The 13,498-nt window shown below is 44.0% G+C and carries 13 protein-coding genes; 4 read left to right on the top strand and 9 right to left on the bottom strand.

Annotation, left to right across the window (positions count from 1 at the left end; translation table 11 throughout):
* Window positions 1-19: 19 nt before the first annotated feature.
* Entirely contained in the window at window positions 20-931 is a 912-nt protein-coding gene (locus QUA80_RS16875; RefSeq protein ID WP_333426302.1) for a pantothenate kinase, read from the bottom strand.
* Between the two features lie 316 nt (window positions 932-1,247).
* Between QUA80_RS16875 and QUA80_RS16870 the strand changes: the two genes are divergently transcribed.
* A complete protein-coding gene (locus tag QUA80_RS16870; RefSeq protein ID WP_333426301.1) occupies window positions 1,248-3,353 on the top strand; it encodes a GAF domain-containing protein in 2,106 nt (701 codons plus the stop codon).
* 93 nt (window positions 3,354-3,446) lie between these two features.
* On the opposite strand, the gene QUA80_RS16865 is transcribed toward QUA80_RS16870, so the two are convergent.
* Together QUA80_RS16865 and QUA80_RS16860 are read right to left on the bottom strand one after the other, a co-directional pair.
* On the bottom strand, window positions 3,447-4,235 hold the full coding sequence (locus QUA80_RS16865; protein ID WP_333426300.1) for an RDD family protein: 789 nt from the start codon (window positions 4,233-4,235) through the stop codon (window positions 3,447-3,449).
* Between the two features lie 37 nt (window positions 4,236-4,272).
* Window positions 4,273-5,100 (bottom strand): DUF975 domain-containing protein, encoded by an 828-nt coding sequence (locus QUA80_RS16860; protein WP_333426299.1) that lies wholly within the window; start codon window positions 5,098-5,100, stop codon window positions 4,273-4,275.
* An 80-nt stretch (window positions 5,101-5,180) separates the two neighbouring features.
* On the opposite strand from QUA80_RS16860, the gene QUA80_RS16855 reads away from it, so the two are divergent.
* Window positions 5,181-6,149 carry a stage II sporulation protein M gene (locus QUA80_RS16855; protein WP_333426298.1) on the top strand — a complete coding sequence of 323 codons (969 nt, stop codon included), beginning with the start codon at window positions 5,181-5,183 and terminating at the stop codon, window positions 6,147-6,149.
* Window positions 6,150-6,353: 204 nt separating this feature from the next.
* Entirely contained in the window at window positions 6,354-7,304 is a 951-nt protein-coding gene (locus QUA80_RS16850; protein ID WP_333426297.1) for a hypothetical protein, read from the top strand.
* On the opposite strand, the gene QUA80_RS16845 is transcribed toward QUA80_RS16850, so the two are convergent.
* The 6 genes from QUA80_RS16845 to QUA80_RS16820 all read right to left on the bottom strand — a co-directional run bounded on the left by QUA80_RS16845 (window position 7,282) and on the right by QUA80_RS16820 (window position 12,619).
* Window positions 7,282-8,610 (bottom strand): DUF58 domain-containing protein, encoded by a 1,329-nt coding sequence (locus QUA80_RS16845; RefSeq protein WP_333426296.1) that lies wholly within the window; start codon window positions 8,608-8,610, stop codon window positions 7,282-7,284. The two genes, QUA80_RS16850 and QUA80_RS16845, sit on opposite strands and share 23 nt — an antisense overlap.
* An 85-nt stretch (window positions 8,611-8,695) precedes the next feature.
* Complete coding sequence (locus QUA80_RS16840; protein ID WP_333426295.1) at window positions 8,696-9,112, bottom strand: DUF6463 family protein; 417 nt, start codon at window positions 9,110-9,112, stop codon at window positions 8,696-8,698.
* A gap of 221 nt (window positions 9,113-9,333) precedes the next feature.
* Window positions 9,334-9,777 carry a GNAT family N-acetyltransferase gene (locus tag QUA80_RS16835; protein ID WP_333426294.1) on the bottom strand — a complete coding sequence of 148 codons (444 nt, stop codon included), beginning with the start codon at window positions 9,775-9,777 and terminating at the stop codon, window positions 9,334-9,336.
* 14 nt (window positions 9,778-9,791) lie between these two features.
* On the bottom strand, window positions 9,792-10,742 hold the full coding sequence (locus QUA80_RS16830) for a MoxR family ATPase (RefSeq protein WP_333426293.1): 951 nt from the start codon (window positions 10,740-10,742) through the stop codon (window positions 9,792-9,794).
* Entirely contained in the window at window positions 10,739-11,953 is a 1,215-nt protein-coding gene (locus QUA80_RS16825) for a DUF4350 domain-containing protein (RefSeq protein WP_333426292.1), read from the bottom strand. The genes QUA80_RS16830 and QUA80_RS16825 overlap by 4 nt, the downstream gene beginning before the upstream one ends.
* A 498-nt stretch (window positions 11,954-12,451) precedes the next feature.
* A complete protein-coding gene (locus QUA80_RS16820) occupies window positions 12,452-12,619 on the bottom strand; it encodes a hypothetical protein (RefSeq protein ID WP_333426291.1) in 168 nt (55 codons plus the stop codon).
* 37 nt (window positions 12,620-12,656) lie between these two features.
* Between QUA80_RS16820 and QUA80_RS16815 the strand changes: the two genes are divergently transcribed.
* Window positions 12,657-13,498 (top strand): hypothetical protein (locus QUA80_RS16815; protein ID WP_333426290.1); only part of this gene is annotated, 842 nt, incomplete at its 3' end.

Genomic DNA, 13,498 nt, shown 5'->3' with positions numbered 1-13,498 from the left:
ATCGGATACAGGTCAACAGTCAACAGTCAACAGTCAACAGGCTAATTCCCCAAAAAATAGCCTCTGGTGCGTCAATTAAGGGTGCGGCTGTATCGGGAAAAGCTGCGGTGAGGTATTTTAAAAGCATAGCGCGATCGCCCCCCGCGAGTGCAAATTTGCTATCAGGAAACAAACACCGCCAATCTTCAATAAAATCCCTAACTCCTGCCACCGTCGCATACACAACTCCGCTTTGAACAGCCCCAGCAGTATCTTTCGCCCAGCGGTGCGGCAGATTTTCTGGTAAGCTGATTAAGGGCAATGCAGCGGTTTTTTTACTTAGCGACGATAACTGCAAACCCAAACCGGGTAAGATTGCGCCCCCAACTAAATACCTATTGACATCAGCGCCAGTAAATGTTAAAGCTGTACCAGCATCTATAAGTAAAACTGGCCAACCCAATTGGTTGCCAGCACCCAGTAGAGCCAAAGCTCTGTCAATTCCCAGGGTAGGATAGAGTCCCCTGACCGGCAACTGGTCTAAAGTAATAATTCGGACATCAGGATAACTCTGCCAAATTGCTGTTTGTTGGGGAACAACTGAGGCTAAAACTAGAGGCAGGGGAACTAAAGAAAGTGTGTGAGGACTAGAAAAAGCGGGAGCAGCAGGAAGACAAAGGAGATTTTGAGAAGATATTTCCTCGATCGACCTCATTACTGTTTGCACCAAATATTCGGCTTTTTCGGTCTCGGAGAGCCGAGAAACAGCATCAGCTTTGAGATGCTCTGTATCCCATGTTTTTGCCAGGGTTTTGCCCGCAAATAATCCCCAGTGCAGTCGCGAATTGCCGATCGCCAAAGCTATTTTAATTTGACTTTTACCTGTCAATCCAAATGTAAGGTTGTCGGTGCTTGCTGCCGGCCGAAAATTGTCGGTAATTGAGTTTTCCATAGTGAACGATCGCGCGCAAACATTGAACTAAAGATAGATTTTAGATTAATTTTCTGAGTTTAACCTGCTGGTGAAGTCTGATTGACATCTGATACAGTTCAAGAGTTCGCGGACAATTAGTATTGTCGGCTACAGAGCGCATAATTAGTATTTATAAATATTTGTAAAGGAAATAATTGCTATGCTCTGGCTGCATCCTTTATAATGTCTTAAGATGTTCCAAAAATCCTGGTAGCTACGATCGGGATCTTGGCGGGGTAAGCAGAGGTCTAAAAAACCAGGCTCAATCAAAATACTGTACCAATTCTGAGTAAACATGTCTTTAAAAATACAAGAACAAGAAAACCCCTCGCCGAGATTAACTTCGCGGTTGCCTGAACCTGAAAAGTGGAGGCAGGAAGAAAGTCTTTCGCAGCCGGAAGTAGACAAACAAAAAGCCCTGATCGTGCAGATGCAGCAGCAAGTTCAGTTATCAAACTTGCTGAACCAAATTAATAATGAAATTCGCAGTACACTTGACATAGAAGAAATTTTGACATCTGCCTGCAGATTGCTGGGACAAGTGCTACAGTGCAGCCGCGTGAGCATTTTAGTCAAAGAATCAAATACAGAAAAAACTTTAGTCACGCGCGGAGAGTACAACGCCGGAGACTATCCGATCCAACTGGGCATGAAAGTACCGATGACAGACAATCCGCACTTGGCGGCAGTGGTGTCTCAGCAAGAGTCGCTAGCTTTGACGAAGTTTCTGGATTTTCCGGGATTGAACGAACAAACCCGAAAGATTGCCGAAGCTTTGGAGATTAAGTCCATGCTGGCAGTAGCTACTCGCTATCAAGGTGAAGTAAACGGCATAATTGGCTTGCACCAGTGCGATCGCGAACGGGAATGGACTGATTGGGAACGGCAGCTTTTAGAAGGGGTAGGATCGCAATTGGCGATCGCGATCAATCAAGCCAAACTCTATAGCAACACCCGTCGCCAAGCCGAACGAGAATCGCTGCTGCGGCTGATCGGCAATCAAATTCGCAGTACCCTGGATTTGGAAACTATCCTGGAAACAGCGGTGAGGGAAGTCCGCCAACTGTTGCAGTGCGATCGAGTAATTATCTACCAGTTTCAAGACAACTGGCAGGGAAAAGTTGTGGTTGAAAACATGACGGTTCCTTGGCCTTCTATTTTAGGAGATATGGGGGCCGATAAGTGTTTCAGGGGAGATTACGCCGATCTTTACCAGCAAGGGCGAGTCAAAGCAATTAATGATATTTTTAATGCCGGTTTAGAGCCTTGCCACGTTGATTTTTTAGACAGTTTGCAGGTAAAAGCTAATCTGATCGTACCGATTGTTACCTCCCGAAGCGAAGAAAATTCACTTCCTACAGCCGGAAGTTGTAATTTAAAATTTCCCGGTAAACTGTGGGGTTTGCTGATTGCTCACGAGTGCGGGGATACCCGCAACTGGCAGCGGCAAGAAATGGAGTTGCTGTCGCAGCTAGCAGACCAAATGGCGATCGCCATTCAGCAAGCAGAACTTTACAGTAAAGTCAGAGAAGCTGCGGTCAAATCTGAAGCTCAAACCCAGCAATTGCAAGCAGCGTTCCAAGAATTGCGATCGACACAGCAGCAATTGATTCAAAGCGAAAAAATGTCAGGTTTGGGGCAAATGGTAGCGGGAATTGCTCACGAAATTAACAACGCCAACAATTTCATCCACGCTAACTTGTTTCACGCTCAAGAATATTTCAAAGTATTGAACGAAGCTCTAGAACTGGCAGGTCATGCCTGCCCGGAAGCAGCGGCAGCACTTGTCAAAATCAATGAAGAACTAGAACTCGATTACATTCGAGAAGACTTTGGCAAACTGCTCAAGTCTATGCGGGAAGGCAGCGGACGGATTCGATCGATCGTGATGACGCTGCGAAATTTTTCTCGTTTAGACCACGCTGAATTACAACCAGTAGATTTGAATGAAGGTTTAGAAAGCAGTTTCTTGATGCTGCAAAATAAGCTAAAAACAAATATCAAAATCGACAAGCAATACGGCAGTTTGCCACCCGTCAAATGTCATGCCAGTCAAATCAACCAAGTATTTTATAATTTGATTGACAATGCTTTAGACGCGCTCCAGTCAACGAGCAAACCCGGGGAATTAACTATCCGCAGTTGGCAAAGCGAGCCGGACTGGGTAACAATCTCTGTCCGCGATACGGGAACTGGCATTCCAGCAGAAATTCAAGACAAGATTTTTGACCCGTTTTTTACTACTAAACCTGTGGGAAAAGGCACGGGTTTGGGACTTTCAGTGTGCTATCAGGTAATTGTTCAAGCTCACGGCGGCAAGCTGAGCTGCGTCAGTCAGGTTGGTGAAGGAACTGAGTTTATTGTAAAGTTGCCGGTGACAAATCAGAGGGTAAGTGGATAATTCCTGCTTTAGTCAGATTAATCACCCATGCCCCCTGGCCAATTCCCTATGCCATATTCCCGTGGATTTATAAGTAATTAACTGGACTTGATATTAATTGTCAACTTGCTGCTGATAAGCATGATATACAGCCTCTAAAAAAACATTCGCATCAACTTTGGTCGGCAGTTTTTCCAAACTAATGATTTGTTTAACCTGAGTAGCCAGTTGTTTGCTCAATTCATTTCTGGCATTTGGGATCATAGCTTCGCGCCGCTGCAAATACTCTCGAATTACAGCAAAATCTTCTGGCAGCAAGCTCGAAATATCGGCTTCTATCAGCAGTTTTTTTGCTAGGGATTGAGCCGGTGTTGATACTTTCAATGCAGCAGTTGTTATGGGTTGTTGTTCTTGAATTACCAGGGTTCCTCCTACCAAATCTCCTAAACGTTTTTCCTGCTGGTTTAAAACTATGAAAAATACACCTATAAAAAATAAGTCGTCAAAAGGCCGCAGCAAAGCCCGTAGAGTTGATTGCTGAAGCCTGACTGGACGGCCGTCATCTCGAATTACTCGGATTTTGACATAACGCTTGCCTGGTGTTTGACCAGACCACGCTGTTTCAAAAAAGACAAAGTAACCTACATAAATGAAAAAACCAATTAATACCTGAACTGCTATCAACCAGAGTTCTAAGCGATTGGTACTTCCTAGCAACTTGGCTATCGTCTCAAGCAACACTAAATTAAATATCAGCGCACCTAATAAAAACACTACTACGATCAAACCCAAAATGATATAGTCGATCAGCAATGCGTATGCGCGGTTGCCAATTCCCGCTAAGGTAAATTCGAGTTCAACACTTTCTGGAGTGTGGAGAGTGAATCGATTAAAAAGTCGCATAAATTTGAGCAAATTTTGTGTTTTGACTTAGGCTTAATTAGCGATCGCGCATTTTCAAACCCAAACCTTCTTTGCGGCTGCGGAGGTCGTAGTAGATAATGGCTTTCATAGCCTGCCAAAAAGGAGTCACAAGCGCACCGCTGCCAAAGCTCAAGGGCAAAATCAGAAGATAATAAACTAAGTAAAATAGACTGGTTTCTGCGCCCAAAAGTGGAGTTAAAACAAGTTGAACGATCGCACTAAGTATCTGCACAACAATCGTGATCGGCAGTGAAACCAAAATGCCGACAAAAACTATCCACTGAATGCGTCCGACCGACCCCTTAGTTAACTCCCAACTGCGACTTATTGCTGAACTAGCACCTATATTATTTTCGATCGCCAGCGGCAGCTCAACAATCAGCAAGCGAGAGAGAATTCGGATATAGATAATTAACAAAGCAATGACCGCAACTGCCATTAAAGCTACAATAGTTACGTAATTTTGCCCAAAGATAGCAGCAACCCCCACTCCCAAAATTATCATAGCGATCGTACCTGCCACGTATACCCCAATGTAAATCAGAAATGTCAATATACCCGCCCAGAAAAAACGCCACATCCGAGGATTCACCTCACGGCGAGCATCACTGAGAGTCTCTGGCTTTTCGCTAACTTCACCGAAAGCCAGACGAGAAATGAGCGCTGAAATCGCAGAAAATTTAGCCCAACCGTAAATCGGAACTAACAACCACAGATAAGCTACGAATGCCAAACCAAAATATGGCTTAAAATGGTCGCGGTAAATCCGTAAACTAGCACTAACAACATTGCCGATGCTCAAGGGGCCTGTTTGTCCAGAAGAACTAAGATTTTTTTTAGGCATGACTGGATGGGTATAATTCTGTGAGGCGGAAAATTTACAACTATCTTAAGCTATATCTAATAGAACTTAGAAAAAACTTTATGAATATTAAACGTTGGATCGCGCGGCGAGAACCGAACTGGAAACGGTTAGACACTCTTTTACAGCAAGTAGAAAAAAAGGGGCTAAAGTCCCTACCTGCGTCTGAAATCACGGAATTAGCGAGTTTGTACCGTTCTGTTTCGGCGGATTTGGCTAGGGCGAGGACAAATGAAGTCGGTAATAATTTGTTACAAGATTTGCAAAGGTTAACTTCTCGCGGCTACACCCAAATTTACCAAGGTTCGCGCCGCCAAGATTGGGAGGCTGTAGTGGAGTTTTGCCGCTGCGGTTTTCCGGCTACGGTACAGCAGACGTTTGGTTATACGGCGACTGCGACGGGTATTTTTTTAGTAATGGGGTTGATTGCTTGGTGGTTTGCTTGGCAAGATCCGACGTTTTTATCCCTAGTAGTTCCTCAACATTTGATTAAAACAGTGCGCGATGACGGGCAATTGTGGATGGGTTCAATTGTGGGAATCGAACCTTTAGCTTCTAGCGGTATTATGACTAACAATCTATCCGTATGCTTTGCGGCTGTTGGGGGAGGGATTGTTTTCGGTCTTTACACTGTTTATATTATGGCATTTAATGGAGTGACGATCGGCGCGATCGCCAGTTTAGTAGCTCAGCACAATTTAGCTTACCCTTTTTGGGCCTTTGTATTTCCTCACGGTTCCCTGGAATTGCCGGCGATTTTTTTAGCTGGCGGCGCTGGTTTAATCATCGCCCGCGCCATCTTTTTTCCTGGCAAATACCGCCGTGCTGATGCTATGAAGTTTTACGGTAGTCAAGCTGCACAATTGGTATTTGGAATTGTGCCGATGCTGGTAATTGCTGGTACGATCGAGGGTTTTTTCTCGCCAAATCCGGCAATTCCCGATCCGTTAAAGTATTTGGCTGGGATCGGGTTGTTTGCGCTGTTGGCGATGTATTGCAGTAAAAGGCGATCGGCTGAAGTTCCTAGATAATTTGGATCTTGAAATCGGGGCGATCCCCCTCGCATCCCCCTTCATAAGGGGGACTTTGAGGACTTCCGGTTCCCACCTTATTAAGGGGGGCTAGGGGGGATCTAAATCTAACGGTCAAACAGCAGTCTGTGAATACATTTGACGTTAAATTGACCCAAATAGCACCTTACCTACCCATATCGAGTCCAGTAATTAATTAAAATCATGACTCAGATTAACATCCGCTTTCCCGAAGACAATCCTTTTTCTCGAATCAAACTTCGGCATCTGATTGGCTGGTTTTTTTTATTAGCTACGGGCATTTACTTTCAAATATTCATGATTGGCTCTACACGGGGGATAAAGTTCGATGATCAAACACCATTAGATCCATTACTTAATGAAATACTTGCAATTTATTTATTAATTTTACTAGGGGCTTTGCTGTGGCGACAATGCAGGCTAGCGGGAATTGAAATTAAATATCTCATTGGTAAAGTTCCCGATCGCTACCAATGGTGGCCATTAGTACGTCTGGCGATCGCTAGCGTGGTTTTTTCAATAGGTTTATTCCGAATATTTTATTATCCTTTGTCTTTTATTGTACCTTCCTTTGTTGAACAAATACTGACTGAAAAGAGAAATAGCAGCATTTTAATAGCAGCTTTAAAATCATTCTCACCAGCACTTTACTACTTACAAGTTGCCTTGGATAATTATGTAATAAGTCCTGTCTTTATGGCGTTTTTTGTGATAAGCATTCCGCTACACAGATGCGCTGCCAAATGGGGAAATATTACAGCAATAATAGCTATGTGTCTGCTGTGGGGAACTGCGGCGTATAAGATTTTTATAACGATGATTATTGTTCTATTGATTTACGCAATTTTATATGTAAAAACCCGCAGCTTACTTGTAGTAATAATTTTTACAATGTTGCAAAATATTAGTTTTACAGTTTGGAATTTGTCATATAAAATATTTTGGGACAATCAAACAGGAAGCACTCTAGAAATATTTCGATCGCAAATACAGCTAGGCGTCTTGTTTTTTGCTTTTTCAGCCCCTTGGGTAATCGGTTTCATCTATAAAAACTGGTCGGTTCTCAAAGGGCCTTTACCTTACTTTGCGAATGCTGCGGAAGCTGAGAAGATTAAAGCTGATTCCGAGACTTAAGTTGCAGATATCTGTTAACCAATTGCTCGCTAATTTGATTGGCTGGTGCATCCAAAACCAAAACTCCTTTTTGTTTCAACTGTGCAAAAGCTACCTGACGCTGTGCTAGTAAATCTAAAGCTACAGCACGATTATAAGCAGGTGTAATTTCCACGGTGGAAGTGTGAGCGATTGTGTCAACTTGAGGGTCGCGCAAAGTTACGCAAAAAGGCAAATAACGAGGTGTTAAACGCGCTAAAGCCGAAAGCATTTCTGTAGAAGCTGTGACATCTACTAAATCAGTAATTAGCACTACTAATGCACGGCGAGTTTGTTGACTTACTAATTTAGTTACAGCACCAACATAGTCTGGTTCTAACAAAACTGGCTGAATTGGCGCAAGGCGTTCAATTAATTTAGATAGTTGATGTTGACCCCTTTCTGGAGGTATCCAAGTCGCGATCTCCCGATCGAACACGCCGACTCCCACGCGATCGCCCCGATTTAGTCCAGCCAAGGCTAAAGACAGCGCTGCATTCACTCCCCAGTCAAAGCGCTTCAAACCCTGCACTCGCGCCGTCATCAGCCGTCCCCTGTCGAGTAAAATAATCAAAGTTTGCTCTTTTTCTGGTTCTAAAACTCTGATTAAAGGGCGCGATCGCCTCGCAGTAGCTTTCCAATCAATCAAGCGAGGATCGTCACCAATACCGTATTCCCGCAGTTCGGCAAATTCAGTTCCCATCCCGAGTTTTTGTAACCGCCGCATTGTGCCGCTATTTTCCAATGTTAGCCGAATAGAGAGTTCTTTCAACATCACTAAATCGGGATAAACGGCAACTTGTTCACTAGCAGGTATTGTCCAGTCGTGCCATGCTAAACCCCAGGTTCCCAACTGCCGCACCTGAATATCTCCCCACTTATATTTTCCGCGATTTGACGGGCGGATTGTATAAGTTAATTCTTCCTCGCTGTTAGGATTGAGGTCTGCTTCCAGCATCGGTTGAGAGACATCAAACTCTAGCGGATAGGAGTCGCACAGCCGAATTTTAGCTGTTTGATTTGCCGTTAGCGCAGCCCTCGGAGAGGATCGCACTGACAGTAAAACTGGATTGTCTCGCCCGATCGAAAGTCGGTGCAACGGATGGCGCGTTACTTCCACGTGATGAGATTTGACGCGCAGTGCATCGGCAATGGCTAAACCTACAATTAAACTGTCAAATAGCAAAGTGCCGATAATACTTGTCTGCTGATTGACAAGCATGGCCAGCAAAAGGGCGATCGGAATTGCGATCGCTAACAATAAATAAAGGCGGATAGAAGGAATCATTTTGTTTTCAATTTTAAAGCGTAAGCAGTAATAGGCATAGATTCTCCTCCCAAAACACAATTACAAAAAGGTTATGATGCGGTGCTTATACATCTTCTATAGCTTTAGAAGAATTCACTTCCCTCGACTGCGACACGACAATCATGAGAATTGATGGAGGAATTAATAGCCAAAATCCCGAAATTGGCATCAGAAATGCGCCAAATGCCGAGGTTATCAGTAGGTTCCAACCCATAAAACCGGGCAATCGAACATTGTGTTCTTCCGCCCAAAAACAGAATTGACCAAAAGCAAAAAGGAATGGGCTTAACATCAACATCCAAAAGGCAGCACCTCGATCGAAGTGAGGATCTACGGCGTTGAATACGCCATTACGAACAATATCTGACCAAGGTTCAAAATAATATACAATGTCACCTATTATATGAATTATGCCGATCGCAATTAGCCAGTATCCAGTGACTCGAAGTAGAGGAATCGTTTTATTTTGCATAATAGACATAGGAAAATCTCCTCGATCTTTAAAACGAGTTCAACTGGTTCCTAGGAAAAACCTGGGAACGAGTAATCATGACAATTTATAATATAATTGTATATCCTAATTTCATATGCTTTCTCCCTTTACATGATTTGCAAGTAGGTTATGTAGTTTATCAGAAAATTGGGCTGGTGTGGTATTTTTTCGCTAAATTCCTACAATACTTGCGTAATAAAGATTTGTTGTCATGAATTCGATTCCTCCAGATTAAATGTAAACATAACATGATCGCTCGGTGTCTCTGGATTACCAACAGCCGAATACAGATTCATCGCCGCTGTATTTTCGCGATCGGTCAACACCCAAGCTTCAGCACAACCCAACTCCCTCGCGACATCAAATACTGCATTCATCAAACGTTTTCCCAAGCCTTGCCGGCGGTGCGTCTCTGCTACGCTAACCTCATTAATCCACATTTCTGGATGCGGTTTGTCGGGATGAACGTAATGAACCGCCGAGACAAAACCGACGACTAATTCACCCTCGATCGCCACGGCTAGATGGTGACGCGGATCTGCAAGGAACTCTTCGGATCGCTGTAGGTCGATCGCGTCGTCAAACACATCTGGATCGACATTCTTCAGAATATCTGCGTCGTTATGGTTCAGAATTTTGATTGCGATCGTCATAGTTATATTTCAGTTTACCTCGGTACAGCGACTTGTTTTAATACCGAAGCAATTACCGCATCAATTTGCAAGCCATCTAACAGCGATTCTGGTTTGAGAATCAAACGGTGGCGCAAAAGCGGCAGTGCGATCGCCTTGACATCATCAGGAGTAGTATAATCCCTGCCGGCCAGCCAAGCATGAGCTTTACTGCTTTGCAACCAAGCTACTGCCGATCGCCCAGAAGCACCCAATGCCAAATCGGGATGTTTTCGCGTATTGTGTACCAAAGCTAGCAAGTAATCGATCACTTTCTCTTCTACTTTGACTGTTTGTACTGCTTGACGCGCGCTAATTATTTGCTCTACCGTTGCTACAGATTTTATTCTAGCTAAATCGATGCGTTTGCCGCGAAATCCTGCCTCTGCGTTCAGCAACATTTGCTTTTCTGCTGCTGCATCGGGATAATCAACCACAAGTTTAAATAAAAATCGGTCTAACTGAGCTTCTGGTAGCGGATAAGTGCCTTCAAATTCTAGGGAATTTTGAGTTGCGACCGTCCAAAACAACTCTGGCAAAGCTAAAGTTTCACCGTCTAAAGTTACCTGCTGTTCTTCCATTGCTTCGAGCAGTGCTGACTGGGTTTTTGGAGGCGTGCGATTAATTTCATCTGCCAGCAAAATCTCTGTAAAAACCGGGCCTTTCTTCAGGGTAAAACTGTGGCTATTAAAATCAAAAATATTTGTTCCCAAGATATCCGACGGCAAAATATCCGGCGTTAGTTGAATGCGGCGAAAATCTGCTTGGATCAATTGGGCGATCGCTTTTACAAGTAGAGTTTTCCCGGTTCCAGGCACTCCCTCAACAATCACGTGACCGCCGCTCAAAAGAGCCACTAGCAACTGCTGTACTGTAGAAGATTGACCCACAACTATTTTGTCAAGGGCTTGGCTGAGGCGTTTAAAAATAGAGTTTATTTCGCTCATTTGAGATTTTTCCTATCAGAGGGGAGATGTTGGCGGATCTGCTCCCATTTACCCAACCAGGCTAGCAAATCTGTATCGCTGATGCGCTGTTTCCGAGATGGCGGCAGCAATTCTGACAATTCTGCCGCTTTTCGCCCTGTTTGCTCCACCCAAGCATTTGTGAGGCTTTCGCTTTCCAGGGATGCCTGTCCCAATAATAAGGCTTTTTGCAGTTGTAACTGTTCTGCTTTTCCGATAATTTCTACCGCAAAATCAGTGCTGTTTGCTTTTTCCAAGACACCAGCTAATGCTTGAATATAAGCTTCGCTGTTGTCAACAGCAGGCGCTGATAGAGTTACAGGCTGTCCAAACCTGTTCCACCCGGCAAAAATAGCAATGATTAGAATAATTGTACCCTGTATAAAAACAGGAAATAGAGGAGTTTTGGCTAAATAAGTAAATAAATTACCCTCGTATTCGCGTTTAATAATTTCTGGATCTTTGTAGCCGTGAATGTATTCATCTACCCAGATTTTTTTTAGAGTTTTACTCGTTTCCTGGGTTGGCCGATCGATCGGATTTTGGATAAAATTCACTGCTATAGCCTGCTGGGTTCCTTCGATTTCTTTTTCTCCACCTTCTAATTGAGTAACAAGCCCTGCTAAAAATTCATAATTGCCTGGAAAATCCTGATAAGCATTAGCAGCTAGATAGGGTGCGACGCCAAAATAAACTGTTCCTTTACCAATTGTTTGTTTCCAAACAATTGCCCCAAAGCGATCGCCTAAAATTTGTTTTTTGTCGCTGGGCTCTCTCCGCCCCGTATCAATCTTGATTTCCCCGGCTGAAGCTGGGTGCAAGCTACTAAAAGGTGCTGGTGTCACCGGGGCGCGAACTCCCAACTTTACCAAAGTATTGCCCTGTTCCACCCACTTTTTCTCTGTATCAGAAACAGCTTGTGGTATCAATTTACTATAGATACGTAAAAGTGTACTTAGCTGTGTTGCATCTTGGTTTTTAGCAAAGTCTTCAAAAGGTTTTTGCCAGCGCTGAACCTGCGTTCCCCGTTGTGACATAAAAGCATACCATGCTCCGTATCCGTCCGGGCCTCTATTATAAGTCGAACCGCTGTTTATTTTGTTGTTAGCCGGAGCAAATAGCAGGGTAATGATAATTAGTGCCGTAACGGCGATCGCTCCCAACAACCAAAACCTATTTTTTGATAAGTGCATCGATTGTTACGTAAGTAAGTACAAATAAATATAACATGAGGCCGGGTTTTGAATGAATCAACTCACTCCTGGTAGAGAACCCATTTGACATCTTGAGGGCGATCGTCAATCACATTACCGATCGGCAATAAACTTGGTGTTTTACCGATGCCTACGGCCAGCTTCGCTAACGCATTTTTAATGGAATCAGATTTAACTTATGCCCGAACCTCAATTTTCAGGAATTCCCAACTGAGTTCTGCTTAAAAATATAAATTTAGGAGTATTTATACTCACGTTTTGTCAATCCTGATTCACTTTTGTCCGCAGAACCAGCGCACGCTGCCCGTTGGGGGGTGCGGAATGTGGGATTTAAGCTCTCCTCTACAGATGTGGAAAACCCACTCTTTAGAGGGATGAAAAATTTATTTGGAAATCTTCCGGATCGAAGTTATCGATGATGAAAGTAAAGAACAAGCATCTGTATAAGTAGTTGCAAGTAATAATTACACTCAACATTTAATCACGCAGGGGCAATAAAGGCTTCAACTGCTTATTGGGCAAGCATTTTGGCAGCCTGAGCGTTTTTACTTGATTGACCTGCACGTACTTCACGTACTTAATGACGAAATTTTTCTTGCAGTGACCGATCGCTACAAGAAAGCCCAACCTCTGTTTTTCAGTCACTTCTAATCCTTAATTATTCATCATCAAAGGAGAAGCTATGGCTACTTCATTCACTGGTTCTTTGGGTACAACCACTAATTACAACAGCATCAGTGAGCTAATTGCACAATGGCCTACTGCCGCCCAGAATCAAGGCATCCAACTGTCTGGGATAGCTTTTGATGGCGTGGAAACGAACTATACTAACCCTACTGCCATCAGCAACCTCACCTTAGCAACGAACGAAAACCCTAAAAGCTGGTTGAGTTACGGCGGTGTCGGAGGTATAGGTGTCCCATCTGATTATCCTGGTTGGTTCACCGACGCCACTAAAGTGCGGGCGGAAATCAACTATGACCCCAACACCAGTAAATCTCAGGTGCTGAAGGTGAAATGGGCAGATAACAAAGACATCACTAGCGCCACGATCGACCTGAGTGCATTACTTCCCAAATCAAGTTCTACAGTAAACGATCAAGGCAATGAAGTTGGTTTGCTGCAAATCTTCAATAATGGGGTTTTGGTCCCGGCTACCGCTTTTACCATTACTCGCCTCAACGCTCCGACGATCGCTCCTAAACCCCTCTCTGTGTCTTCTGATGGAGTGACTTTCACTGGCGATCGTACCGATGGGAATTTCAAATTCCAGATAGTATCAAATTCCACTAGCGTTGTTTTTGACGAATTACGGTTCTCCGCCAAAGCCTACGATAGCCCCAACGATCCCTCCTTCAAAAGCGATAGTTCCGACTACCTACTGCGGAGTATTCAATATCAAGGCCTTGATGTGACGCCGACTCCGGGGACGACGCCAACTCCGACGCCGACATCTCCAAGTCTCTTCCAGTTCGCCCAACCAAATTACACGGTGGCTGAAGGTGGCGTGGCGACGATTAACGT

The sequence above is a fragment of the Microcoleus sp. F4-D5 genome, from assembly GCF_036704885.1.
GTDB lineage: Bacteria > Cyanobacteriota > Cyanobacteriia > Cyanobacteriales > Microcoleaceae > Microcoleus.
This window is presented reverse-complemented; position numbering and strand designations above follow the sequence as displayed.